The sequence below is a fragment of the Microbacterium sp. NPDC055521 genome (assembly GCF_053619695.1).
The window spans coordinates 82,705-107,162 of the sequence record NZ_JBSHJX010000002.1; the positions used below are offsets into that span (position 1 = coordinate 82,705).

Sequence of the window (24,458 nt, forward strand, 5' to 3'; positions counted from 1 at the left end):
TCTCAGATTACGCCTGCAGACGGGCGATGATCGCGTTGCCCGTCTCGGCCGTGGTGCGGGCGCCGTCGCGGCTGGCGATGTCGGCTTCGACGGCCTGCTGCACCCGCGCGGATTCGTCGCGCAGGCCGAGGTGATCGAGCAGCAGGGCGACCGACAGGATCGCTGCGGTCGGGTCTGCCTTCTGCTGTCCGGCGATGTCGGGCGCCGAGCCGTGCACGGGCTCGAACATCGAGGGGAACGCGCCGTCGGGGTTGATGTTGCCCGAGGCGGCGAGCCCGATGCCGCCGGTGACGGCACCGGCGAGGTCGGTGAGGATGTCGCCGAACAGGTTGTCGGTGACGATCACGTCGAATCGTGCCGGGTCGGTCACGAGGAAGATGGTGGCCGCGTCGACGTGCAGGTAGTCGACGGTGACGCCCGGATGCTCGGACGCCACCTGATCGACGATCCGCTTCCAGATGGCTCCCGCGTGCACCAGCACGTTGGTCTTGTGCACGAGGGTGAGCTTCTTGCGTCGCCGCTCGGCGAGGTCGAATGCGTAGCGGACGACGCGCTCGACGCCGAACGCCGTGTTGACGCTCGTCTCGTTGGCGACCTCGTGCGGCGTGCCCTTGCGGATCGCGCCGCCGTTGCCGACATAGGGTCCTTCGGTGCCCTCCCGCACGACGACGAAGTCGATGTCCCCGGGGTTCGCCAGCGGGCCGGATGCTCCGGGGAACAGCTTCGAGGGGCGCAGGTTCACGTAGTGGTCGAGCTCGAAACGCAGCTTCAGCAGCAGGCCGCGCTCGATGTTGGCATCCTTCAGGCGCTCATCGCCCGGCGTGCCGCCGACGGCGCCGAGCAGGATCGCATCGTGCGAGCGGATGGCCCCCAGATCGTCGTCGGTGAGAGTGTCGCCGGTCGCGAGATACCGGTCTGCACCGAGGGAGAACGGCGTCTTCTCGAACGTCACCTCGCCGCCGGCTGTGACCGCGTCGAGTACGCGCTCAGCCTCGGCGATGACCTCTCGTCCGATGCCGTCACCCGGGATGACGGCCAGCTTCACGACGCGCGACATGAGTCTCCTTGAGAGCACGGCTCGTCCGCGGCGCGGGTCGCCGCGGACACTGCCTCCAGCGTAGCGGCGCCCGCGCGGCGGCCACGCCGGATGTCAGCGTGCTGGACGAAGGGTGGTCGCGGCGACGGCGATGGCGGATGCCACGAGCAGGGCCCCGATGAGAGAGGTCGTCACGATGCCGGAGTCGAAGGCATGCGCCGCGGCTCGCCACAGGGCATCCGCCTGCGCGGCCGGCAGATCCTGCGCGGCCGCGTAGGCCCCGGCGAGGGTCTCGCGAGCCTGGGCGGCGGATGCCTTGGGCACGCCGTCAGGGATCGTGAGCGCGCCCCGGTAGAAGGCGGTGATGATGCCGCCCAGCACGGCGGTGCCGAGCACCGCCCCGAGCTCGTACGCGGTCTCGGAGACAGCGCTGGCCGCACCTGCCTTCTCCGCCGGAGCGTGCGCGAGGATCAGCTCGTTCGAGATGGTCTCCGCGGCGCCGATCCCGATCCCGAGCACGACGAACGCCACGATCAGCCAGGCGACGCTGTTCCACTGCGCGGTGAACGCGACGATGACGTATCCCCCGACCGACAGCAGCAGGCCGGCGGGAACCACGATGTGCGGCGGCACGCGACGCGAGATCGGCACCACGCTGAGCCCGGCGACGATCATGGCGGCCATGCCGGGCACCAGCGCGAGGCCGGCGACCATCGGCGAGAGCCCGAGCACGAGCTGCAGCTGCTGAGGGACGAAGTAGAGGAATCCCACGAGCGCGATCACGCTGAGCAGGTTCACGAGGATCGCGCCGCTGAAGCCGCCGCGCCGGAACAGGCTCATGTCGAGCATGGGCGTCTCTGCACGCAGCTGGCGACGCACGAACAGCCAGCCCATCACGAGGCCGATGAGCACGAGGGCCGCGGCGCCGATCGTCGGCCCGTCGACGGCGAACGACTTGATGGCGTAGACGACGGGGATCATGGCCGCCATCGACAGCAGGATGCCGATCGGATCGATGCGTCCGGGGTTCGGGTCGCGACTCTCGGGCAGCAGCCAGAAGCCGCCGATGAGCAGCGGGATGAGCATGGGCACCGCGATGAGGAACACCGAGCCCCAGGCGAAGTGCTCGAGCAGGAATCCCCCGACGACGGGTCCCAGCGCCGATCCCGCCGAGAACCCCGAGGCCCAGATCGCGATCGCGAGCCTGCGCTGGTCGCGATTCGGGAAGATCGAGCGCAGCAGCGACAGCGTCGACGGCATCAGCATGGCGCCGAAGAAGCCGAGCGCCGCGCGTGCCGCGATGAGCAGTCCCGCCGTCGGCACGAAGGCCGCCAGCACCGAGACGACCGCGAAGCCGGTGGCGCCGATGAACAGCATCCGGCGTCGGCCGAACCGGTCGCCCATGACGCCCATGGTGACGAGCAGGCCCGCGAGCACGAGGGAGTACACGTCGATCACCCAGAGCTGCTCGGCGCCCGTCGGGCGCAAGGCGAGCGAGATCTCGGGCAGGGCGAAGCTGAGCACGGTGTTGTCGACCGAGACCAGCAGCACCGGCAGCATCAGCACGGCCAGGGCCGCCCACCCCCGCGCGCCGACGCGCGGGCCGTCTTCGTGGGTCAGCCGAATCGGGGCTGTGACGGACATGGGTGGCACCTTTTCTGTGTATGGATCGGTCGCATTTCTAAACCGTCCGGCTGGTACAGTAACACGGAAGCCCGATCGTCCGGAGTACCCGATGTCCCGTCCCCCACTTGCTCGCGAACGCGTGCTCGACGCCTATCAGAGCATCCTCATCGCCGAGGGTGAGCGTGCCGCGACCCTCGAGGCGGTCGCCCGCGAAGCCGGGGTGTCGAAGGGCGGACTGCTCTACCACTTCGCGTCGAAGGACGACCTGGCCGCCGGACTCGTCGCCCGCCTGGCGGCGCTGACCGACGACGACCTCGGGCGGATGGCCGCCGCCGAAGACGGCGTCATCGCCTATTACGTGCGCACGTCGGTGATGGAGGACGACGACCTCGACCGCGCTCTGATCGCGACGAGCCGGCTCGCGCAGGGCGGCTCCACCGCGGCATCCCGAGCGCTGCGCGACGTGCGGATGCGCTGGGCCGACGCCATCCGACCGCACGTACGCGACGAGACCGCGCTCGACCTGGTCATGCTCCTCAGCGACGGGCTCTACTTCAACAACTCTTTGGCCGAATCGGGCGACGAGCAGAACGCGCTGAGCGAGTTCGTGCCGACCGGCGCCGCTCTCGATCGGCTGATCTCCCTGGTGCTGGAGGCGACGACGCGGGTCCCGGAGTGATCCGGACCCCGCGTCGCGTGCTGCGGTGCTGCGCTGGTCTCCGCCAGCCGAGGAGCCAGATGTCGGCTGCCTACCGCGCGCAACCGGCATCCGGCTCCCGACCGGATGAGACCAGCGACGGGCGAGGCGGCGCGTCAGCGCAGCGGAGCGGTCAGACCTCGGCGATCTCGATCTGGCGGAACAGGTCGGCGTCGATCGCCGCGCTGACATCCTCGAGAAGGTCGTCCGAGACGGGCGAGTCCAGCGTCAGAACGCTGAGCGCCTGCGCGCCCGCGGCCTGACGCGCGATCTGCATGCCGGCGATGTTGATGCCGGCGTCGCCGAACTTCTGGCCGTAGACCGCGACGATGCCGGGGCGGTCGGTGTACAGCATCACGACGTGGTGCTTCTCGATGGGCAGCTCGATCGCGTGCTCGTTGATCGACACGAGCTTCTCGATCTGCTTCGGGCCGGTGAGGGTGCCCGACACGGCCAGCTGCGAGCCGTCGGAGAGGGCCCCGCGCAGCGTGATGACGTTGCGGTACTCCTCGCTGATCTCGTCCTGCAGCAGGCGCACGGCGATGCCGCGCTGCTCGGCGAGCAGGGGCGCGTTCACATACGACACCGTCTCGCTGACGATGTTGGTGAAGACGCCCTTGAGCGCGGCGAGGCGCAGCACGCTGACGTCGTAGTTGTTGAGCTCACCGTGCACCTCGACGTCGAGGCTGGTGATCGGCGCCTGGGCGAGTGCCGAGAAGATCTGACCGAGCTTCTCGACCAGCGGGATGCCCGGACGCACGTACGGATCGATCACGCCGCCGGCGACGTTGACCGCGTCGGGCACGAGGTCGCCGCCGAGCGCGAGTCGCACCGAGCGGGCGACCGAGACACCGGCCTTCTCCTGCGCCTCATCCGTGCTGGCCCCGAGGTGCGGGGTGACGACGACGTTGGGCAGGCCGAGCAGCGCCTGGGCGGTGCTGCCCTCGGCCGGGGGCTCGGAGGTGAACACGTCGAGACCGGCGCCGGCGATCTCGCCGGCGACGAGGGCCTCATGCAGGTCGCCCTCGTCGATCAGGCCACCGCGGGCGACGTTGACGACGAAGGCGGTCGGCTTCATGCCCGCGAACTGCTCGGCAGCGATCATGCCGGTCGTCTCAGGCGTCTTCGGCATGTGGATGGTGATGAAGTCCGACTCGGCGACGAGCTCGTCGAGCGTGACGAGCTGCACCCCGAGCTGCTGCGCGCGAGCGCCGGTGACGTAGGGATCGTAGGCGATGACGCGCATGTCGAAGGCGTTCAGTCGCGCCGCGACGAGTGCGCCGATCCGGCCGAGGCCGATGATGCCCACGGTCTTCTCGAACAGCTCGGCTCCGGTGAACGAGCTGCGCTTCCATGCGCCGCTCGACAGAGACGCGTGCGCAGCGGGGATGCGACGGGCCAGGCTCAGGATGTGCCCGACGGTGAGCTCTGCGGCCGAGACGATGTTCGACGTCGGCGCGTTGACGACCATCACGCCCGCTGCGGTGGCGGCCTTGATGTCGACGTTGTCGAGCCCGACGCCAGCCCGGGCGACGACCTTCAGCTTCGGTGCGTGAGCGAGCGCCTCGGCGTCGATGCGCGTGGCGGAGCGCACGAGCACCGCGTCGGCGTCGGCGAGGGCCGCGAACAGCGCCTCACGATCGGTTCCATCGACCTCGCGGACGTCGAAGTCGGGCCCGAGTGCCTCGATCGTCGCGGGCGAGAGCACCTCTGCGAGCAGGACGACGGGCTTGGTGGCGGTGTTGTTCGGCACAGATATCCTTCGGGGCAGGACGAGCGATGGTCAGCCGATGCGCCGCACGCCGTCGGGGCGCGATCGCGACACACTTTACCTCAGCGTGGGCAGCGCGCCCGACCGTGTGACGGCCCGAGACGGCGAGCAGGATGCCGGGGGTCAGCCGAGCAGCGATGCGCCATTGCGCAGCGCGAAGCTCAGGGTGTCGAGCCAGAACACCGCGCTGAGCCCGAGCCCCGCGAGCATCACGACGATGAACACTCCGAATGGGCGACGACGGGTGAGCAGCAGCGCGACCGTGAACACGATCATCGGAACGATCACCGGCATCACCAGCAGGGTCCAGCCGTACCCGCTGATGCCCGCCTGCGCCATCTCGATCAGATAGAAGGTGGCATTCCAGATGACGAATGCATAGGCCAGTCCCAGGATGCCGGTGGCGAACCCGCGCACCAGGCTGACGAGACGGGATGCCGTCGGCGCGGCGGCCGAAGTGCTCTCACTCACAGCACTCCACCTCCCCCGGCGACGACGAACGGCCACGGCACGAGCAGGGCGGCGCCGACCACCAGCGCGCTGATGCGCACCCAGTCCCTGCCCCCGCGGGTCATCATGAGCGTGGCCGTGAACCACAGAGCCGGAGCGAGCACCGCGATCCACATGCTCGCGAGGTACAGCGGAGCCGGCAGCATGAACATCGCCTTCGCCTGCATCCCCACTCCGCCGATCGCCCAGCCGATCGTGTAGAGCAGATACACCCCGCCGAAGATGCCGAGCAGCACGAGAGTCGCGGTGCCGATCCCGTGCGGCTCGTCATCGACGTCCGCGTCATGGCCGGGGACGGCGTCCCGGCCGGAGTCGACGGTCGCGGATGCCACCTCGGCGTCACCTGCAGCGGCACGATCTGCAGGTCGCCGATCCGCGGGACGACCGCGCGTGACATCTGGGGTCGGTGCACGGCGCGTTTCCGGGCGGCGCGCCTCGAGCGCGTCGTCGCCGTCCCAGCTGAGAGCGTCATCCTCGGGGTCGGGATTCATCCCTCCAGCGTACCCACGCCGATCCGCACCGCCCACTAGGCTCTTGCTCACACAGCATCCGGGAGGACGATCGTGACAGACGACCGCGGGCGAGTCCCCGCACCTCGCGATGGGAGCGATGCGGCCGGGCACACGTGGCGGCCGACGGCCGACGCCAAGCAGAAGTCGACGATGCTGCGCGTGATCGCCGCCGTGCTCTGGGCCGTCGCCATCGGCGCAGAGGCCGTCGCGATCTTCTGGCTGCTGCGCCAGCGCGAGACGACCGGCGGCGACGGTGAGCTCCAGCGCGATCCGGAGAGCGGGCTGCTCGTTTCGGGCGACGGCGAGTCGGCCTTCCCTCAGTGGGCGTTCATCACTCTGCTCGTGCTGCTCGTCGTCATCGCCGCTCTCGCGATCGGGGGCTCGATCCTGTGGAAGAAGGCGAACCGTCTGGATCCGGCGAAGAGATCCGACACCGTGCGCTTCTTCGTGCAGAACCAGCTCGGAGCCATCATCGCCGTGGTGGCCTTCCTGCCCCTGATCATCATGATCTTCCTGAACAAGGACCTGGACGGGCGGCAGAAGACGATCGCCGGCGCCGTCGGCATCGTCCTCGCCGTCATCGCGACGATCGTCGGGGTCGACACGAACCCGCCCTCCGTCGAGCAGTACACCGCCGACCAGTCAACGGTCATCCAGCTGCTCGGCAAGGACGAGGTGACCTGGGTCGACGGCGGCAAGGTCTATCACGTGTGCGATCAGGTCCCTGACATCCAGACCGGCAGCGAGATCAGGTACGGCACGACAGCCGACGCAGTGGAGGCCGGGAAGACCCGGCTGACGCTCGAGTTCGCCTCCGAGCTGCGCACCTGCGCGCTGCCTGTGCCGTCCAATGCCGACGAGATCGCCGGCGCCCTGCGCCGGATCCGCGACGGCGAAACGGTGACGCTGCCCGCGCCGGTGTGGGCTCAGGACGACACACCGCCGGTCGTGGTCGAGGACGCCCCGGCGGAGGGCTGACCCCGAGCGCGGCTGCAGAAGGGCCCGCATGCAGAAGAGCGCGGCAGCAGAAGGAAAGGGAGGCACCCGGCGAACCGGATGCCTCCCTTTCACGAACGGGATCAGCGCGCGGCGCTGCCCTCGATGTAGTCCTCGTCCTGCGACTTCCAGGCGAACAGCGAGCGCAGCTCCTTGCCGGTCGCCTCGATCGGGTGGCCCTGCTCCTTCTCGCGAAGGGCGAGGAACTCCTCGGCGCCGTTGTCCTGGTCCTCGATGAAGCGCTTCGCGAACGCACCCGACTGGATGTCGGCGAGCACGCCCTGCATGCGCTCCTTGACACCGGCGTCGATCACGCGCGGGCCCGAGACGTAGTCGCCGAACTCGGCCGTGTCGGAGATCGACCAGCGCTGCTTGGCGATGCCGCCCTCCCACATCAGGTCGACGATGAGCTTGAGCTCGTGCAGCACCTCGAAGTAGGCGATCTGGGGCTGGTAGCCCGCCTCGACCAGCGTCTCGAAGCCGGCCTGCACAAGGTGGCTCATGCCACCGCAGAGCACAGCCTGCTCGCCGAACAGGTCGGTCTCGGTCTCTTCGGTGAAGGTGGTCTTGATCACACCGGCGCGGGTGCCGCCGATCGCCTTCGCGTACGAAAGGGCGAGATCCCAGGCCTTGCCCGACGCGTCGCGCTCGACGGCGATGATGTCAGGGATGCCACGGCCGGCGACGAACTCGCGACGAACGGTGTGGCCCGGGGCCTTGGGGGCGATGAGGATGACGTCGACGTCCTCGGGAGCGTCGATGTAGCCGTAGCGGATGTTGAAGCCGTGCGCGAAGGCGAGGGCCTTGCCCGCGGTCAGCTTGTCCTTGATCGACTCGTTGTAGATCGTGCGCTGGTGCTGGTCCGGCGCGAGGATCATGATGACGTCGGCCCACTCGGCTGCGTCAGCGACGTTCTTGACGGGGAAGCCCGCCTCCTCCGCCTTGACGATCGACTTCGAGCCGTCCTTGAGGGCGATGGTGACCTCGACGCCCGAGTCGCGAAGGTTCATGGCGTGGGCGTGGCCCTGCGAGCCATAGCCGACGACGGCGACCTTCTTGCCCTGGATGATCGAGAGGTCGGCGTCTGCGTCGTAGAAGATCTCGGTGCTCACGGTGTTGTTTCTCCTTGCTAGTGGTTCGTAAGTTCTGTCAGCCGCGCATGACGCGCTCGGTGATGCTCTTGCCGCCGCGGCCGATCGCTAGCAGGCCCGACTGGGCGAGCTCCTTGATGCCGAAGGGCTCGAGCGCGCGCAGCAGCGCCTGCACCTTGCCCTGATCGCCGGTGACCTCGACGACCACGGCATCCGGCGCGTAGTCGACGATCGATGCGCGGAACAGGTTCACGATCTCGAGCACGTTCGACCGGGTGTTGTTGTCGGTGCGCACCTTGATGAGCATGTGCTCGCGCTGCACCGAGGTCGACGGCTCGAGCTCGACGACCTTGATCACGTTGATCAGCTTGTTCAGCTGCTTGGTGACCTGCTCGAGCGGCAGGGCGTCGACGTCGACGACGACCGTGATGCGGGAGATCCCCGCGACCTCGGTCACGCCGACGGCGAGGGAGTGGATGTTGAAGCCGCGGCGGGCGAACAGTCCGGCGACGCGGGTCAGGATGCCGGGGGTGTCCTCGACGAGAAGGCTCAGCACGTGTGTGGACATGGCTCAGATCTCCTCGTCGAATGCCGGGGCGTGGTCGCGCGCGTACTGGACGTAGCTGTTGCTCACGCCCTGCGGGACCATCGGCCACACCATCGCGTCGGCGCTCACGACGAAGTCGATCACGACCGGACGGTCGTTGGTCTCCAGAGCGGTCTGGATCGCAGCATCCACGTCCTCCTCCTTCTCGACTCGCAGGGCGAGGCAGCCGTACGCCTCGGCGAGCTTGACGAAGTCGGGGATGCGCACCGTGCCGTGCCCCGTGTTCAGGTCGGTGTTCGAGTGGCGCCCGTCGTAGAACAGCGTCTGCCACTGACGCACCATGCCGAGCGAGGAGTTGTTGATGATCGCGACCTTGATCGGGATGTTGTTGATGACGCAGGTCGCGAGCTCCTGGTTGGTCATCTGGAAGCATCCGTCGCCGTCGATCGCCCAGACCACCCGGTCTGGTTCGCCGACCTTGGCGCCCATCGCGGCGGGAACCGAGTACCCCATGGTTCCCGCGCCGCCGGAGTTGAGCCACGAGTTCGGACGCTCGTACTTGATGAACTGCGCAGCCCACATCTGGTGCTGTCCGACACCGGAGGCGTAGATCGCCTCGGGCCCGGTGAGCTCGCCGATGCGCTGGATGACGTACTGCGGCGACATCAGGCCGTCGTCCGGCTGAGCGTACCCGAGCGGGAACTCCGACTTCAGCCCGCCGAGGTACGACCACCACTCCTCGGTGTCCGGCTTCCCGCCGCCGATCGTGCCGCGGAACGCGGTGTCGAGGTCGACGAGCACATCGCGCACATCGCCGACGATCGGCACGTCGGCCGTGCGGATCTTCGAGATCTCCGCCGGGTCGATGTCGACGTGCACGACCTTCGCGTTCGGGGCGAACAGTGCCGCCTTGCCCGTGACGCGGTCGTCGAAACGCGCGCCGAGCGAGACGATGAGGTCGGACTCCTGCAGCGCCAGCACCGCCGGGACGGTGCCGTGCATACCGGGCATCCCGAGGTGCTGCGGGTGCGAGTCGGGGAAGGCGCCACGGGCCATCAGCGTGGTGACCACCGGGGCGCCGGTGGACTCGGCGAGCGTCAGCAGCTCGGCCGAGGCGTGCGCGCGGATCACGCCTCCGCCGACGTACAGCACGGGCTTCTTCGACTCGGCCAGCAGCATGGCTGCGGCCTGGATCTGCTTGCCGTGCGCCTTGGTCACGGGGCGGTACCCGGGCAGGTCGATCCGCGGCGGCCACACGAACGGCGCGGACTGCTGCTGTGCGTCTTTCGTGATGTCGACGAGCACCGGACCGGGACGGCCGGTCGAGGCGACCTCGAACGCGGCGGCGATGGCACCGGGGATGTCCTCCGCCCTCTTGACGAGGAAGGAGTGCTTCGTCACCGGCATGGTGATGCCGACGATGTCGGCCTCCTGGAAGGCGTCGGTCCCCATCAGGGTCGAGAACACCTGACCGGTGATCGCGACCATCGGCACCGAGTCCATGTACGCGTCGGCGATCGCGGTGACGAGGTTCGTCGCGCCGGGGCCGGAGGTGGCGATGCAGACGCCGACCTTGCCGGTCGCGGCGGCGTAGCCCTCAGCGGCGTGGCCTGCGCCCTGCTCGTGGCGCACGAGCACGTGGCGCAGCCCCGAGGCGTCCATGAGCGGGTCGTAGACCGGCATGATCGCCCCCCCGGGAATACCGAACACGTCGGTGACCCCGAGGTTCTGGAGCGAACGGACGACGGCCTCGGCGCCGGAGATCTCCGGCGTGGTGGATGGGCGGGCGGGCGGCCGCGGAACCGCGGGCGCGGATTCAGGAGTCATTTGGCATCCTTGGTGATCTGTGTCGTCTGGAGGTCAGCCAGTCACCGCGCCCTGTGCGGCAGAGCGCACGAGACGGGAGTACTTGGCGAGGACGCCACGGGTATAGCGCGGGGGAAGAGGCTCCCAGCCTTCCCGGCGGGAGCTCAGCTCAGTCTCCTCGACGAGTAGCTCGAGGGAGCGAGCCGCGATATCGACCCGTATCAGATCACCATCGCGCACGAAGGCGATGGGACCAGCGTCCACCGCTTCGGGTGCTATGTGGCCGATGCACAGTCCGGTTGTGCCGCCTGAGAATCGTCCGTCCGTCAAGAGTAGTACATCTTTTCCGAGCCCCGCGCCCTTGATGGCCGCGGTGATGGCGAGCATCTCGCGCATGCCAGGACCGCCCTTGGGGCCCTCGTAGCGGATCACGATCACGTCACCCGCGTTGATCTCGCCGGCCGCCAGCGCGTCCATCGCGCCGCGTTCACGTTCGAACACTCGTGCCGGGCCCTCGAAGACGTCGGCGTCGAAGCCGGCCGACTTCACCACAGCGCCCTCAGGCGCGAGTGAGCCGTGCAGGATCGTGATCCCGCCGGATGCATGGATCGGGTTGTCGAAGGTGTGGATGACGTCGCCGTCGACGGGGTCCGGGTTCAGGTCGCGCAGGTTCTCGGCGACGGTCTTGCCGGTCACCGTGAGCGCGTCGCCGTGGATCAGGCCCTCGTCGAGCATCGCCTTCATGATCACGGGGATGCCGCCGTGCCGATCGACGTCGTTCATCACGTACTGGCCGAACGGCTTCATGTCGGCGACGTGCGGGGTACGGCTGCCGATGCGGTTGAAGTCGTGCAGCGAGAGCTCGATACCCGCTTCGTTGGCGATGGCGAGCAGGTGCAGCACGACGTTCGTCGATCCGCCCAGGGCCATGGCCAGTGCGATGGCGTTCTCGAACGACTCCTTGGTGAGGATGTCCTTGGTCGTGATGCCCTGACGCAGCAGGTTCACGACGGCCTCACCCGAGCGGTGCGCGAAGTAGTCTCGCCGGCGGTCGGCCGCGGGCGGTGCGGCCGAGCCGGGCAGGCTCAGGCCGAGCGCCTCGGCGACGGATGCCATGGTGTTGGCGGTGTACATGCCGCCGCAGGCGCCCTCGCCGGGCGCGAACGCGCACTCGATGCGCTTGAGGTCCTCTTCCGACATCCGGCCCGCACGACAGGCGCCGACGCCTTCGAACGAGTCGATGATCGTGATGTCCTTCTCGGTGCCGTCCGACAGCTTCACCCAGCCCGGGGCGATGGAGCCGGCGTACAGGAACACGCTCGACAGGCCCAGGCGTGCACTGGCCATCAGCATGCCGGGGATCGATTTGTCGCAGCCGGCGAGCAGCACGGTGCCGTCGAGACGCTCGGCCATGATCACCGTCTCGACCGAGTCGGCGATGACCTCGCGCGAGACGAGCGAGAAGTGCATGCCCTCGTGTCCCATCGAGATGCCGTCCGAGACCGAGATGGTGCCGAACTGCAGCGGGTACCCGCCGCCGGAGTGCACACCCTCCTTGGCGCCCTGCGCCAGGCGGTCGAGGCTCAGGTTGCACGGCGTGATCTCGTTCCAGCTCGACGCGATGCCGACCTGCGGCTTGTCCCAGTCGGCGTCGCCCATGCCCACGGCGCGGAGCATGCCGCGGGAGGTGGTGGCCTCGATGCCGTCGGTGACGACGCGGCTGCGGGGCTTGATGTCGATGTCTGGCTGGGCGCCCGACATACCGGGCTGGGAATCGCGGGTGGACATGACCGAAGTCTATTCGGGTCGGGTGGCCCGTTCCGACGCGATGACTTCCAGAAGCTCGGCGATCTGCTGTGGGGATCGCACACGCAGTGTGGCGGCGGTCTCCCCCGGTCCGACGCGCACGCCGAGATCGTCGTCGGTGAGCACGCGCAGCGCATCCTCGTCGGTGACGTCGTCGCCGGCGAACAGGATGCCCGTGGCGCCCGTGTGCGCGCGCAGCACGGCGATCGCGGTGTCCTTGCCCTCGTCGCGCGAGGAGTACTCGAGGATGCGGTCGCCGGTGCGGCGGCGCCAGTGCCTGGCCCGTCGTGCGAACACCTCGTCGACCGCGGTGAAGGCTCTGCGCTCCACCTCGGGTTTCGCGGGGCGTCCGTGGATGCCGATCCCGAACGTCTTGCTCTCGAGCTCCACGCCCGGGTAGTCGCTCAGCAGCGGGGCGAGCTCGTCGAGCAGCGCGTCGCGCAGCATCCTGTCGGCGTCGCCTGACTCGGCATCCGCCTCACCCTCGCCGGGATACCAGTACTGTGCCCCGTGGGACGCGGCCAGCACGATCGGCGAGTCGTCGCCGTGCTCGGCGATCTCGCGCAGGTGCACGAGGCTGCGGCCCGAGATGAAGGCGACCGTCGTGTTCGGCAGCGCGGTGATGTCCGTGAGCGCCTTCTTCACCGTCGGTATCGCTCGCGCCGACATCGGGTCGGGGACGAGCTCGGATGCTGTGCCGTCGAAGTCGAGGGCGACCAGCAGCGTCTCGGTGCGGGCGATCGCCGACACCGAGGGGTCGGTCAGGCCGGGCTGCCAGTCGCGGGTCATCCGTGGGCTCCTTCGTGTCGACGTTGGCGGTTGCGCCCGGCCTGCTCGAGCGCGCGGAGGAACGACTGCGACCACGCGTTCACGTCGTTCTCGAGCACGCGCTTGCGCAGTGCGCGCATCCGCCTGCCCTGATCAGCACCGGGCATCTCGATCGCCCCGACGATGGCGTCCTTGAGGCCCTCGATGTCGTGCGGATTGATCCGCAGCGCCTTCCGCAGCTCGTCGGCTGCTCCGGCGAACTCGCTGAGCACGAGCACGCCGCGGTTGTCGGCACGGGTGGCCACGTACTCCTTGGCGACGAGGTTCATGCCGTCGCGCAGGGCGGTCACGAGCATCACGTCTGCGGCGAGGTACATGGCGACCATCTCCTCGCGCGGGAATCCCTGGTGCAGGTAGCGGATGGCCGTGTGCCCGAGCGTGTCGTGGTCGCCGTTGATGCGCCCGATCGCCAGCTCCACCTCGTCGCGCAGATGCATGTAGGCGTCGACCCGCTCGCGACTCGGGCTGGCGACCTGGATGAAGGCGACGTCCTCGACCGAGATGCGTCCCTGATCGAGCAGCTCGCCGTATGCCTTGATGCGGTGCCGGATGCCCTTCGTGTAGTCGAGCCGGTCGACGCCGAGCAGGATGTGCTTCGGGTTGCCCAGACCCTCGCGGATCTCGAGCGCTCGCGCGCGGATGTCGGGCCGCTGCGCGAGCTCGCGGTACGGGGTGGTGTCGATCGAGATCGGGAAGGCCTTGACCAGCGGCATCCGCCCGTCGGGAAGGGTGATGGTGGATGCCTTCGTCTCGTGGCCCAGGCGGCGCTTGGCCGCCGCGAGGAAGTTCGCCGCGTCCTGCGCCCGCTGGAACCCGATCACGTCGGCGCCCAGCAGCCCGCGCAGCACCTGATCGCGCCAGGGAAGCTGGGCGTAGAGCCCGTGCGAGGGGAACGGGATGTGGTGGAAGTACCCGATGGTGACGTCGGGGCGCAGCCCCCGCACCATCTCCGGCACGAGCTGCAGCTGGTAGTCGTGCACCCAGACGGTGCCGCCCTCTGCGACGGCCGCCGCTGCGGCCTCTGCGAAGCGCAGATTGACGGCGACGTACGCCTCCCACCATTCCCGGTGGTACTGCGGCGGCGCGATGACGTCGTGGTACAGCGGCCAGATCGTGTCGTTCGAGAAGCCTTCGTAGTAGTCCCGGATCTCCTGCTCGCTCAGGGTCACCGGAAGCAGCCGGATGCCGTCGGCCTCGAACGGCTCGATCGCGAGATCGGCCTGGCCCGCCCAGCCGACCCAGGCGCCGTCGACGCTGCGCATCATGGGCTCGAGAGCCGCTACCAGCCCGCCGGGAGACGTGCGCCAGATCTCCTCGCCCTCGGGGGTGATGATCCGATCGACCGGAAGGCGGTTGGCGACGACCACGAACTCTGCGGCGACCATGAGACTCCTCTGCTCGGAGAGTCCAGGCTATCGATGACCGCGGCGAGGGCTACGGGGGTTGACGCAGCGGCCTCAGCGCTGCACGGGGCTGATCAGACGATTGACGATGCCGGCGATCAGCACGATCCCCGCGGCGACCAGTGGCAGGACGAGCGCGAACTGCGTGCCGGCGCTCTCCGCGATCGCCCCGGTTGCGGCGGCCGCAGCCGCCTGGCCGACGACGACGCCCGAGCCGAGCATGGTCATCACCGTCGCCGAGCGGCCGAGCGGGCTTCGCGCGGCGCCGAGGCTGTACTGCGTGACGATGGTCGGCCCGACCCCGACACCCATCAGTGCGAGCGCGACGAACATCGCGCTCACCGATCCCGCGACCGCGAAGAGCACGGAGCCCGCCGCGAGGATCGTCGCGAACACGATCCAGCGGGCGTGCAGCGTGAACCGCGGCGGCAGCCACGCGACGCCGAGCGCGAGCACGGCCGAGCCGACGCCCATCACGCCGTACAGCAGCCCCGCCTGCTCGGCTGCGCCCCGGTCTGCCATGAACGAGGTCAGCGCGGTGAGAGAGGCGCCGAAGAACAGGCCGATGCCGAAGATGCCGACCACGACCACGAGCAGGGCGGGGCGGAACAGCTCGCGCACGGCCGACGGCGCCCGGCCGTCGGAGCCGCGCTCGACCGACACGCGGCGACCGGTGGGGTGCAGCGCGAAGGCGCCGACGAAGAGCAGCGTCAGCGCCGACGCGATCGCGATGGGCGCCCACGGGGCGATGAACGAGGCGAGGATGCCGACGAGGAAGGGGCCGAACACGAACACGGTCTCGTCGGCGGCAGACTCGTACGACATGGTCGCCGAGGTCGTGCGCGCACGGCGCGACTCGGGCATCCGCTCGGCGATGATCGTGACCAGCCGGGAACGCGACATCGGCGAGACCTGCGGGGCCGTCGCGCCGATGGTGAACGCTGACGCCAGCACGACGGCGTCGGCCACGGGCGCGTAGACGATCAGAGCGAAGACGGCGAGCATCGCGGCGTTCAGCACCCCGCAGAGCAGCAGCACGGGACGCTGGCCCCACCGGTCGGCGGCGGCTCCGAGGAACGGGCCGACCAGTGCCGTGCCCAATCCGACGGCGGCGGAGGTCAGCCCGCCGAGGCTCAGCGAGCCGCGGACGGTGACGACCATGGTCAGCACCCCGACGACCATCATGGCGAACGGCAGTCGCGCGATGAACGCGATGACGAAGTACGGGATGCCGGTGAGCCGGAGCAGGCTCGTCGAAGGGGCGGAGATCTGTGTCATGTGGCTCTCACGCGTGCGGGGACGCGGGTCGGGTGCCGCCGTTGTCCGCCGGGATGCCGGCGGCCGGTAGATACACAGCAGGATCTGCTGTCAACCCTACCCGAGCATCCGTTGCCCTCGGATAGCGTGGAGCCATGCGCTATCTCCTTCGCACCGGACTCTTCAGCGCCATCTCCACGGGGTGGACCCTGCTGCGCGGCTCGCGCGGTCAGAAGTTCACGTGGCGGGCGATCCTCGCCTGGGTGAGCTGGGCGATCACCCTCTCACTCGCGATCGGCGCCGTGAAGGACATGCGCCGCCTCGATAAGGGACTCCCCGTCTCGGACGACTCGCCGTTCGCACCGAAGCCCGATAAGAAGGACCTGCGCGAGAAGCGTCGCGACGAGGTCAAGCGCATCTCGAAGCAGCGCTGATCCCCCTCCCGAGGAGGGATCAGCGGAGCGTGCAGGTCTCCCGGACGCTCAGCGCGTGAGGATCAGCGCCTCGCCCTGACCGCCACCGCCGCACAGGGCGGCGACGGCGGTGCCGGATCCGCGCTTGACGAGTTCGTGCGCGAGATGCACGACGAGTCGCGCGCCGCTCGCCCCGATCGGATGCCCGACGGCGATGCCGCCGCCGTGCACGTTGACGATCTCACTCGACAGCCCCAGCTCCTGCTGGGAACGGGCGACGACTGCGCCGAACGCCTCGTTGATCTCGACGATGTCGAGCTGGTCTGCGCTGATGCCCTGCTTCTCGAGCGCCCGCTCGATCGCCCGGGCGGGCTGCGCCTGCAGCGAGTTGTCGGGCCCCGCGGTCTGCCCGTTCGCACCGATGACGGCGAGCACCGGCCACCCCTGGGTGTCGGCGTTCTCGCGGGTGGTCACGATGACGGCCGCGGCGCCGTCTGAGATCTGCGATGCGTTCCCGGCGGTGATGGTGCCGCCCTCCGCGAAGGCGGGGCGGAGCCCTGCGAGCGACTCGACGGTGGTGTCGGCGCGGACGCCCTCGTCCTTGGTGAGGGTCACCGGGGCGCCCTTGCGCTGCGGCACCGACACCTCGACGATCTCGGCGTCGAACACGCCCTCCGCCTGCGCCGCCGCGGCACGCTGGTGCGACAGCGCGGCGACCGTGTCCTGGATCTCGCGGGTCATCTCGAACCGCGGGTTGTGGCGCTCGGTCGATGCGCCCATGCTCTCGCGGTCGTACGCGTCGGTGAGGCCGTCGTGGGCCATGTGGTCGAGCACCTCCACGCTGCCGTAGGTCCATCCGTCGCGTGAGCCCATCAGCAGGTGCGGCGCGCGGGTCATCGACTCCATGCCGCCCGCGACGACGGTGGTGGCGTCGCCGGTGCGGATCATGCGCGCAGCGTCCACGATCGCGGTGAGGCCCGAGAGGCAGACCTTGTTGACCGAGCTCGCCGGCACGTCCCAGCCGATGCCGGCGCCGATGGCGGCCTGGCGAGCGGCGTTCTGACCGGATCCCGCGGCGAGCACCTGGCCCATGATGACCGCGTCGACGGCATCCGGAGCGATGGCTGCCTGCTCGAGCGCGCCGCGGATGGCCAGTGAGCCGAGCTGCGGGGCGGTGAACGACGCCAGCTGCCCCTTCAGTCGCCCCTGCGGGGTGCGGGCGGCGGCGACGATGACGATGTCGCTCATGAGTTCTCCTTCAGGGTCTCTGCGATGTTCAGCTCGGGTTCGGTGGCGTCGATGACGTCCTGCACGCTCACGCCCGGTGCCGTCTCGACGAGCACCAGCCCGTCGTCGGTGACGTCGATGACGGCGAGGTCGGTGATGATCCGGTCGACCACTCCCCTGCCGGTGAGCGGCAGCGCGCAGTCGTTCACGATCTTCGCCGACCCGTCCTTCGCGACGTGCTCCATCAGGACGATAACGCGACGCGCGCCGTGGACGAGGTCCATCGCACCGCCGGGTCCTTTGACCATCTTGCCGGGGATCATCCAGTTGGCCAGGTCGCCCGCGGCCGAGACCTGCATGGCACCGAGGATGGCGGCGTCGATCTTCCCGCCGCGGATCATGCCGAAGCTCGTGGCCGAGTCGAAGAACGCCGCCCCCGGCAGCAGCGTGACGGTCTCTTTGCCGGCGTTGATCAGGTCGGGATCGACGTTCTCCTCGCTCGGGTACGGACCGACCCCGAGGATGCCGTTCTCGGACTGCAGCACGACGGTAACGCCATCCGGCACATGGTTGGGAACCAGGGTGGGCAGACCGATGCCGAGGTTGACGTACTCGCCGTCGGCGAGCTCCTGCGCGGCGCGGGCCGCCATCTGGTCACGCGTGAGTGCCATGATCAGGCTCCTTCCTGGCGCACGGTCCGACGCTCGATGCGCTTCTCGATGCCGCTGCCCACCTCGACCACGCGGTGCACGTACACGCCGGGCAGGTGGATGCCGTCGGGGTCGAGCTCTCCGGGCTCGACGAGCTCCTCGACCTGCGCGATGCAGATGCGCCCTGCCATAGCCGCGAGCGGATTGAAGTTGCGTGCGGCCTTGTTGAACACGAGATTGCCGTGCCGGTCGCCCTTCAGCGCGTGTACGAGGGCGAAGTCGGTGGTGATCGCCTCCTCGAGCACGAAGTCCCGCTGCTCACCGTGCACGTCGAAGCTGCGCACGTCCTTGGCCGGCGAGGCCACCGCGATCGAACCGTCGGCGTTGTACCGGCGTGGCAGGCCGCCCTCGGCGACCTGCGTGCCGACGCCGGTCTGGGTGAAGAAGGCGGCGATTCCGGAACCGCCGGCGCGCAGCTTCTCGGCGAGGGTTCCCTGCGGGGTGAGCTCGAGCTCGAGGTCTCCCTCGAGGAACTGCCGCTCGAACTCCTTGTTCTCGCCGACGTAGGAGGACGTCATCTTCCGGATCCGCCGCGAGGCGAGCAGGATGCCCAGGCCCCAGTCGTCGACGCCGCAGTTGTTGCTGACGACACTGAGCTCGCCGGTGCCCTGCGCGTGCAGCGCCTCGATGAGCTTCATGGGATTGCCCGAGAGACCGAAGCCGCCGACGGCCAGCGAGGCGCCGTCCGGGATGTCGGCGACGGCCTCCGCAGCGGATGCGAACTGTTTGTCGATCAAGACCACTCCTTCGTGTGCGGTGCTTCCAGCATCCGCCCGCCCGGGTCGGCGGGCAAGGAACCGCTTGCGATGTGGTCGCAGAGCGAGCTAGCGTCCACATTGTGGAACCAGCTGCCGCATCACGTCGCACCGTGCCCGGGGCCCAGGCCGTCGCGCGGGCGGCGGCGCTGCTGCGTCTGGTGTCGGCATCTGCCGACGGCGCCGGCCTGCAGTCGCTGGCCCGGGATGCCGGGCTCAGCCGCTCGACGGCGCATCGCCTGCTCACGGCACTGCGCGTCGAGGGACTCGTCGACCAGGACGAGGCCACGGCCCGCTGGATGCCCGGACCCGAGCTGTATCTGATGGGAACAGTGGCCGCCGCGCGGTACGACATCACCGAGCTGTCTCGCGACATCGTGCGCTCGCTGGCCGTCAAGACGGAGGAGAGCGCGTTCCTCTCCACACGTCGCGCCGACGAGACGGTGTGCCTCGTCCGCGAGGAGGGCCCATTCCCCATCCGCTCGTTCGTGCTCAGCGAGGGAGTGCGCTTCCCCCTCGGCGTCGCGAGCGCCGGGCTGGCGATCCTCGCCTTCCTGCCCGACCACGATGTGGATGCCTATCTTCAGCGGCACCCCGAGCTCGAGCACAGCTGGGGCTCGGTGCACGCCGACACGCCGCTGCGGCGGCGCCTGCGCGAGACGAGAGCGCGCGGCTACGCGGTGAATCCCGGCCTGATCGTCGAGGGATCGTGGGGCATGGCCGCGGCCGTGTTCGACCGCCAGGGCCGGCCGGACTGGGCGCTCAGCATCACCGGTGTGGAGTTCCGTTTCGGCCCCGATCGGCTGCCGCAGCTGGGACGCACTCTGCTCTCGCATGCGCACCAGCTCTCGTCGCGGGTCGCGAGCGGCCGACGCTGAGCCAATAGATACCGACAGATATATACTGTTCGGTATGCATAAAGCCGAAGCGATCACCGCGATCGTGCTCGCCGCGCACGCGCTGGCGCGCATCGCGGCCCACGACGCCGGGAATGACGCGCCATCCGCGCAGTGGCGCACCCTCAGCATCCTCGAGCAGCAGGGCGGACTGCGCCTCGGCGCCCTGGCATCCGCCGCCCGCACGACGCAGCCGGGCATGACACGGCTGATCGGCGCGCTCGAGCACGCCGGACTCGTCGAGCGCACCGCCGACCCCGACGACTCGCGTGCCATCGTCGTCACGGCGACGGAGGCGGGCATCCGCGCCCTTCACGACTGGCGCACCGAGCTGGGCGCCACTCTCGCCCCGCGCTTCGAACGTCTCGGCGAAGACGACTGGCGTGCGATCGAGCGCACCGCCGCCATCCTCGGCGAGCGCGCGCAGAGCACACCCGACCACACGACAGGAGCACACGAATGAGCGGAGCACCACAGGGATCGATCTGGCGGCAGCCGGCACAGGTGTGGGCGGTCGCGTTCGCCTGTGTGGTCGCGTTCATGGGCATCGGCCTGGTCGACCCGATCCTCCCCGCGATCGCCGAGTCGCTCGAGGCATCCCCGGTCGAGACCGAGCTGCTCTTCACCAGCTACCTGCTGGTCACCGGTCTGGCCATGCTCGTCACGAGCTGGATCTCCAGCCGAATCGGCGCGAAGGCGACCCTGCTCGTCGGCCTCGGGCTCATCGTGGCATTCGCCCTGCTGTGCGCCCTGAGCGGCAGCGTCGACTGGGTGATCGGGTTCCGCGCCGGCTGGGGCCTGGGCAACGCGCTTTTCATCTCCACCGCGCTGGCGACCATCGTCGGTGCGGCCGCCGGAGGCAGCGGCGCCGCCATCGTGCTCTACGAGGCGGCACTCGGGCTGGGCATCGCGGTCGGGCCGCTGCTCGGCGGACTGCTCGGCGAGCTCAGCTGGCGCGGCCCGTTCTTCGGCGTCGTGGCGTTGATGGCGATCGGATTCATCGCGGTGCTCGCGCTCGTCCACACTGACGGCGAACGCCGCGAGCCGATGCCGTTCTCGGCACCGTTCCGCGCGCTTCGACGCCCCGCCCTCGCTGTGCTCGCCGTGGCCGCCCTGTTCTACAACATCGGCTTCTTCGTGCTGCTGGCGTTCTCGCCGTTCCCGCTCGGCTTCGGAGCCCTGGGCATCGGCTTGACCTTCTTCGGCTGGGGTGTGGCTCTCGCTGTGACCAGCGTCTGGGTGGCTCCCGCCCTCATGCGCCGCACCTCGCGTGCATCGATCATGCTCGTCACCCTGCCGCTGCTGGCCGCCGCCCTCGTCACGGCAGGCCTCGTCGTCGCCAGCCCTGCCGCGCTCGTGGTGTGCATCGTCGTGGGCGGTCTGCTGCTGGGCGTGATGAACACGGTCCTGACCGAGGCCGTGATGGAGGCCACGGACCTGCCCCGGTCGGTCGCATCGTCGGCGTACTCGGCCGTGCGCTTCCTCGGCGGCGCGATGGCGCCGCCCACGGCCGCAGCCCTCGCCCACGCGTACGGCGACACGGTGCCGTACCTGTTCGCCGCGGGCGCCGTGCTGCTCGCCGCACTGACGGTGCTGTTCGGGCGCCGCGCGCTCTCCCGCATCGACGACTCCGCCGCAGGCACCGCTGACGAGGCTGCGGCTATCCTCATCGGAGACGCCGCGTGAGCGGCATCCGCGCTTCCCACCGCTGAGGAGACCGCCGTGACCAGCCCCGACACCCTTCCGCCCCGCAGCCGTCTCGTTCGCGATCGGCTCGCCGAGGTGGGGATCGACGCCCGCATCGTCGTGCTGCCCGAGTCGGCGCACACCGCCGCTCTGGCGGCGCAGGCGATCGGATGCCCGGTGGGGGCGATCGCGAACAGCCTCGTGCTCGTCGCCGACGGCGAGCCGATCCTGGTGATGACGAGCGGCGCGCACCGCGTCGACTTCAGCGTGCTCGCCGAGCAGATCGGTGCGCAGACGGTGGCCATGGCACCGCCGGCGGTCGTGCGATCGTCGACGGGCCAGGTGATCGGCGGGGTGGCGCCGGTCGGTCATCCCGCTCCCCTGCCCACGCTGATCGACGAGTTCCTGAGCGCGTTCGATGAGGTGTGGACGGCCGGCGGCACGCCCCAGACGGTCATGCCGCTCGGCTTCGCCCAGCTGATCGAGGTGACCGGCGCCAGGCTGGTGCGGGTGCGGTGATCACTCGACCATCAGGTCGTCGATCTCGAGATCCTCGTCGAGCAGGCAGTAGATGATGAGGTCGGGGTACTCCTCGGGGGCGATGAAGAGCAGGGTGATCCCGCCGTCACCGAACACGACCACCCCGTCGAGAGCGATGTCGTCCTTCAGTGCCTGCAGCGCCTCGACCATGCCCGCTTCGTCGTCTTCGTCCTCGTAGGCGGCTTCTATCAGCTCTTCGACGACCTCGCGCTCGCGCGCTTCGAGGATCTCCTCCGTGAGGCGTGCCAGGGCGTGCTTCACGGTCTCCTGCATCGTGTCGAGGTCGGGCAGGTCCTCACGCTCGACGGGCACCTCTTCCTCGTCGTCGTCCTCATCGTCGTCGTCGTAGTCGAACTCCTCGTCGAATTCGTACTCGACGATGACGCGTCGACCTCCGGGCAGATCGACGGTCGCGGTGAGCGCGCCGTCCTCGTCGGTGTCGATGTCATCGAGATCGATCATGAGAGCCACCTCCTGTCCGACATGTTCTCACCGGTGCGCCCGAGACGGAAGAGCCGGACGGGACGCCGTGCGCCCGGAGTGCTGCTCTAGGGTCGTCGCATGAGAAGAACGCGCGGACGGGTCGTCGACGTCGACACTCTCGAGGACTTCGATCGCCGTCTCGCTGCAGGCGTCCACTCGCTCTCGGGCTGGCGCATCCGCGCGCTCGACCTCACCGCACGCAGCGGCGCTCTGCGGTCGGTCGATGTCGCCGGGTCGCTGTTCCTGGGCTGCCGCCTCACCCTCGCCGATGAGTCGTCGGTGCGGGCACGGGGTGCGGTGGTGTTCCCCGAGCTTCCCGGCATCCCGATCGACACCTACCGCACCGCCCTGTACACCCCGGCCGACCTCTACGGAGACGGCGACTACGCCGACAGCCTCGACGCGCGCACCTACGCCTGGTCGAAGCGCGAGACGTCGCAGGATGCCGCACTCGCGAAGTCGCTGCACGATCACACCATCGACCTCGCGCTCTCGGAGTGGGTGGTGGGCAGGCGGCTCGTCGGTGTGATGGGCGGACACGCGGTGGCGCGCGGCAGCCGGGAGTACGCCGAAGGGGTCGAACTCGGGCAGCACCTGTCGCAGAAGCTGACGGTCGCGACCGGCGGCGGACCGGGTGCGATGGAGGCCGTCAACCTGGGTGGCCACCTCTCGAACCGAGGAGCGGATGCCCGGGAGCAGGCACTGTCGATACTCGCCGCGGTGCCGGGCTTCTCGCCGAGCATCGCCGCCTGGGCCGACGCGGCATTCGCCGTGCGACGCGAGTTCCCCGACGGAGGCGACTCGCTCGGCATCCCCACCTGGCACTACGGACACGAGCCGCCGAACCTGTTCGCGAGCGCAATCGCCAAGTACTTCCGCAACGCGCAGCGCGAGGCGATCCTGCTGGAGGTGTGCCAGGCGGGGATCGTGTTCCTGCCGGGTTCGGGCGGAACCGTGCAGGAGATCTTCCAGGACGCGTGCGAGAACTTCTACGCGGACGAATCGTCGGTCGCCCCGATGATCCTCGTGGGGCGCGCCTACTGGACCGAGCACTACCCCGTCTGGCCGCTGCTCACGGCGCTGGCCGCAGGCCGGGCGATGGAGCGCCATGTGCACCTCGTCGACACCGCGCAGGAGGCCGCGGTGCTGGCATCCGGGGGCGTGTGACGACGCAACCCGCCCGGCGGCCCGGTGCGATTTTGCGCGGCCGCGGCCCGCTGGTAATGTAATTCCTCGGCCGGGGAAATTTTCCGGGCCACGCACCTCTAGCTCAATCGGCAGAGCAACTGACTCTTAATCAGTGGGTTCAGGGTTCAAGTCCCTGGGGGTGCACGGACAAGCCCCGGTAGATCTCGCCATCTACCGGGGCTTCTCTGCTTTCGCTTCTCGCTGCGCGTCGCGCGACGTAGAGTTCCGGGATGGAGATCACGCCCGACGTCGTCGTCACCCTGCGCCCCGACGAGGTGTTCGTCTTCGGCAGCAATGCAGCCGGTCGGCACGGCGGGGGCGCCGCCCGCATCGCCCACGAGAGGTTCGGCGCGGTGTGCGGTGAGGGACACGGACACCACGGGCAGTCATACGCGATCGACACGATGAGCGGCCTCGACGTGCTCGCGCGTGAAGCCCGCGCATTCGTCGACTTCGCCACCGAGCATCCCGACCTGCGGTTCCTGCTGACCCCGGTGGGCTGCGGCATCGCCGGGTACACGCCCGAGCAGATCGCTCCCCTGTTCGCGGGTCTGCCCGGCAACGTCGCCGTCCCCTCCTCCTTCGTCCCGCACCTCTGACGCCTGGCCCGGCAGATCGGGATGAACGGACCGTTTCGTGTCTGGACCGATATGCTGCGAGCCGGTTCAGCGGAG

Annotated in this window: 25 protein-coding genes and 1 tRNA gene; 10 read left to right on the forward strand and 16 right to left on the reverse strand. The window is 69.3% G+C overall.

Annotated features, from left to right (window positions below; genetic code table 11):
• Positions 1 to 7: 7 nt before the first annotated feature.
• A complete protein-coding gene (locus tag ACWGSM_RS02230) occupies positions 8 to 1,057 on the reverse strand; it encodes a 3-isopropylmalate dehydrogenase (protein ID WP_452321347.1) in 1,050 nt (349 codons plus the stop codon).
• Positions 1,058 to 1,150: 93 nt separating this feature from the next.
• A complete protein-coding gene (locus ACWGSM_RS02235; protein ID WP_452321348.1) occupies positions 1,151 to 2,680 on the reverse strand; it encodes an MFS transporter in 1,530 nt (509 codons plus the stop codon).
• Between the two features lie 91 nt (positions 2,681 to 2,771).
• On the opposite strand from ACWGSM_RS02235, the gene ACWGSM_RS02240 reads away from it, so the two are divergent.
• Positions 2,772 to 3,341 (forward strand): TetR/AcrR family transcriptional regulator, encoded by a 570-nt coding sequence (locus ACWGSM_RS02240; protein ID WP_452321349.1) that lies wholly within the window; start codon positions 2,772 to 2,774, stop codon positions 3,339 to 3,341.
• Between the two features lie 151 nt (positions 3,342 to 3,492).
• On the opposite strand, the gene serA is transcribed toward ACWGSM_RS02240, so the two are convergent.
• The 3 genes from serA to ACWGSM_RS02255 all read right to left on the reverse strand — a co-directional run bounded on the left by serA (position 3,493) and on the right by ACWGSM_RS02255 (position 6,131).
• Positions 3,493 to 5,112: a phosphoglycerate dehydrogenase gene (serA, locus tag ACWGSM_RS02245; protein WP_452321350.1), complete on the reverse strand. Its 1,620-nt coding sequence runs from the start codon at positions 5,110 to 5,112 to the stop codon at positions 3,493 to 3,495.
• A gap of 141 nt (positions 5,113 to 5,253) precedes the next feature.
• On the reverse strand, positions 5,254 to 5,601 hold the full coding sequence (locus ACWGSM_RS02250) for a hypothetical protein (RefSeq protein WP_452321351.1): 348 nt from the start codon (positions 5,599 to 5,601) through the stop codon (positions 5,254 to 5,256).
• Positions 5,598 to 6,131 carry a hypothetical protein gene (locus ACWGSM_RS02255; RefSeq protein ID WP_452321352.1) on the reverse strand — a complete coding sequence of 178 codons (534 nt, stop codon included), beginning with the start codon at positions 6,129 to 6,131 and terminating at the stop codon, positions 5,598 to 5,600. The genes ACWGSM_RS02250 and ACWGSM_RS02255 overlap by 4 nt, the downstream gene beginning before the upstream one ends.
• 72 nt (positions 6,132 to 6,203) lie before the next feature.
• On the opposite strand from ACWGSM_RS02255, the gene ACWGSM_RS02260 reads away from it, so the two are divergent.
• Positions 6,204 to 7,130, forward strand: coding sequence for a hypothetical protein (locus tag ACWGSM_RS02260; protein WP_452321353.1), 927 nt, complete (start codon positions 6,204 to 6,206; stop codon positions 7,128 to 7,130).
• 101 nt (positions 7,131 to 7,231) lie between these two features.
• Here the strand turns inward: ACWGSM_RS02260 and ilvC are convergent, their stop codons facing one another.
• The 7 genes from ilvC to ACWGSM_RS02295 form a co-directional block, all read right to left on the reverse strand.
• Positions 7,232 to 8,260, reverse strand: coding sequence for a ketol-acid reductoisomerase (gene ilvC, locus ACWGSM_RS02265; RefSeq protein ID WP_452321354.1), 1,029 nt, complete (start codon positions 8,258 to 8,260; stop codon positions 7,232 to 7,234).
• A gap of 37 nt (positions 8,261 to 8,297) precedes the next feature.
• Positions 8,298 to 8,807 (reverse strand): acetolactate synthase small subunit, encoded by a 510-nt coding sequence (ilvN, locus tag ACWGSM_RS02270; protein ID WP_452321355.1) that lies wholly within the window; start codon positions 8,805 to 8,807, stop codon positions 8,298 to 8,300.
• A 3-nt stretch (positions 8,808 to 8,810) separates the two neighbouring features.
• Positions 8,811 to 10,613, reverse strand: a complete 1,803-nt coding sequence (locus ACWGSM_RS02275; protein ID WP_452321356.1) for an acetolactate synthase large subunit — start codon at positions 10,611 to 10,613, stop codon at positions 8,811 to 8,813.
• Between the two features lie 33 nt (positions 10,614 to 10,646).
• Complete coding sequence (ilvD, locus tag ACWGSM_RS02280) at positions 10,647 to 12,380, reverse strand: dihydroxy-acid dehydratase (RefSeq protein WP_452321357.1); 1,734 nt, start codon at positions 12,378 to 12,380, stop codon at positions 10,647 to 10,649.
• Positions 12,381 to 12,389: 9 nt separating this feature from the next.
• On the reverse strand, positions 12,390 to 13,187 hold the full coding sequence (otsB, locus tag ACWGSM_RS02285; protein ID WP_452321358.1) for a trehalose-phosphatase: 798 nt from the start codon (positions 13,185 to 13,187) through the stop codon (positions 12,390 to 12,392).
• Positions 13,184 to 14,611 carry an alpha,alpha-trehalose-phosphate synthase (UDP-forming) gene (locus ACWGSM_RS02290; RefSeq protein ID WP_452321359.1) on the reverse strand — a complete coding sequence of 476 codons (1,428 nt, stop codon included), beginning with the start codon at positions 14,609 to 14,611 and terminating at the stop codon, positions 13,184 to 13,186. Before ACWGSM_RS02290 ends, otsB begins: the two co-directional genes overlap by 4 nt.
• 72 nt (positions 14,612 to 14,683) lie before the next feature.
• Positions 14,684 to 15,907 (reverse strand): MFS transporter, encoded by a 1,224-nt coding sequence (locus ACWGSM_RS02295; RefSeq protein WP_452321360.1) that lies wholly within the window; start codon positions 15,905 to 15,907, stop codon positions 14,684 to 14,686.
• Positions 15,908 to 16,041: 134 nt separating this feature from the next.
• Between ACWGSM_RS02295 and ACWGSM_RS02300 the strand changes: the two genes are divergently transcribed.
• Positions 16,042 to 16,320 carry a hypothetical protein gene (locus tag ACWGSM_RS02300; RefSeq protein WP_452321361.1) on the forward strand — a complete coding sequence of 93 codons (279 nt, stop codon included), beginning with the start codon at positions 16,042 to 16,044 and terminating at the stop codon, positions 16,318 to 16,320.
• A gap of 48 nt (positions 16,321 to 16,368) precedes the next feature.
• On the opposite strand, the gene ACWGSM_RS02305 is transcribed toward ACWGSM_RS02300, so the two are convergent.
• From ACWGSM_RS02305 to ACWGSM_RS02315, 3 genes are read right to left on the reverse strand one after another with little or no spacing between them, the layout of a single operon-like run.
• Positions 16,369 to 17,547 carry an acetyl-CoA C-acetyltransferase gene (locus ACWGSM_RS02305; protein WP_452321362.1) on the reverse strand — a complete coding sequence of 393 codons (1,179 nt, stop codon included), beginning with the start codon at positions 17,545 to 17,547 and terminating at the stop codon, positions 16,369 to 16,371.
• Positions 17,544 to 18,197, reverse strand: coding sequence for a CoA transferase subunit B (locus tag ACWGSM_RS02310; RefSeq protein ID WP_452321363.1), 654 nt, complete (start codon positions 18,195 to 18,197; stop codon positions 17,544 to 17,546). The genes ACWGSM_RS02305 and ACWGSM_RS02310 overlap by 4 nt, the downstream gene beginning before the upstream one ends.
• 2 nt (positions 18,198 to 18,199) lie before the next feature.
• A complete protein-coding gene (locus ACWGSM_RS02315) occupies positions 18,200 to 18,973 on the reverse strand; it encodes a CoA transferase subunit A (RefSeq protein ID WP_452321364.1) in 774 nt (257 codons plus the stop codon).
• Between the two features lie 101 nt (positions 18,974 to 19,074).
• Here ACWGSM_RS02315 and ACWGSM_RS02320 point away from each other — a divergent pair, with 101 nt between their 5' ends.
• The 4 genes from ACWGSM_RS02320 to ACWGSM_RS02335 are packed head-to-tail and all read left to right on the forward strand — an operon-like array spanning position 19,075 to position 22,092.
• A complete protein-coding gene (locus tag ACWGSM_RS02320; RefSeq protein WP_452321365.1) occupies positions 19,075 to 19,869 on the forward strand; it encodes an IclR family transcriptional regulator in 795 nt (264 codons plus the stop codon).
• Between the two features lie 34 nt (positions 19,870 to 19,903).
• The gene (locus ACWGSM_RS02325; RefSeq protein WP_452321366.1) at positions 19,904 to 20,350 is read left to right on the forward strand and encodes a MarR family winged helix-turn-helix transcriptional regulator; all 447 of its coding nucleotides are present in this window, start codon (positions 19,904 to 19,906) and stop codon (positions 20,348 to 20,350) included.
• Complete coding sequence (locus tag ACWGSM_RS02330; RefSeq protein WP_452321367.1) at positions 20,347 to 21,573, forward strand: MFS transporter; 1,227 nt, start codon at positions 20,347 to 20,349, stop codon at positions 21,571 to 21,573. Before ACWGSM_RS02325 ends, ACWGSM_RS02330 begins: the two co-directional genes overlap by 4 nt.
• Before the next feature lie 36 nt (positions 21,574 to 21,609).
• Positions 21,610 to 22,092, forward strand: a complete 483-nt coding sequence (locus ACWGSM_RS02335) for a YbaK/EbsC family protein (protein ID WP_452321368.1) — start codon at positions 21,610 to 21,612, stop codon at positions 22,090 to 22,092.
• On the opposite strand, the gene ACWGSM_RS02340 is transcribed toward ACWGSM_RS02335, so the two are convergent.
• On the reverse strand, positions 22,093 to 22,575 hold the full coding sequence (locus ACWGSM_RS02340) for a hypothetical protein (RefSeq protein WP_452321369.1): 483 nt from the start codon (positions 22,573 to 22,575) through the stop codon (positions 22,093 to 22,095).
• Positions 22,576 to 22,674: 99 nt separating this feature from the next.
• Between ACWGSM_RS02340 and ACWGSM_RS02345 the strand changes: the two genes are divergently transcribed.
• The 3 genes from ACWGSM_RS02345 to ACWGSM_RS02355 all read left to right on the forward strand — a co-directional run bounded on the left by ACWGSM_RS02345 (position 22,675) and on the right by ACWGSM_RS02355 (position 24,383).
• Positions 22,675 to 23,763: an LOG family protein gene (locus ACWGSM_RS02345; protein ID WP_452321370.1), complete on the forward strand. Its 1,089-nt coding sequence runs from the start codon at positions 22,675 to 22,677 to the stop codon at positions 23,761 to 23,763.
• 92 nt (positions 23,764 to 23,855) lie between these two features.
• Positions 23,856 to 23,928 (forward strand) — tRNA-Lys (locus ACWGSM_RS02350).
• An 86-nt stretch (positions 23,929 to 24,014) separates the two neighbouring features.
• Entirely contained in the window at positions 24,015 to 24,383 is a 369-nt protein-coding gene (locus ACWGSM_RS02355) for an A1S_2505 family phage non-structural protein (RefSeq protein ID WP_452321371.1), read from the forward strand.
• Positions 24,384 to 24,458 lie beyond the last annotated feature (75 nt).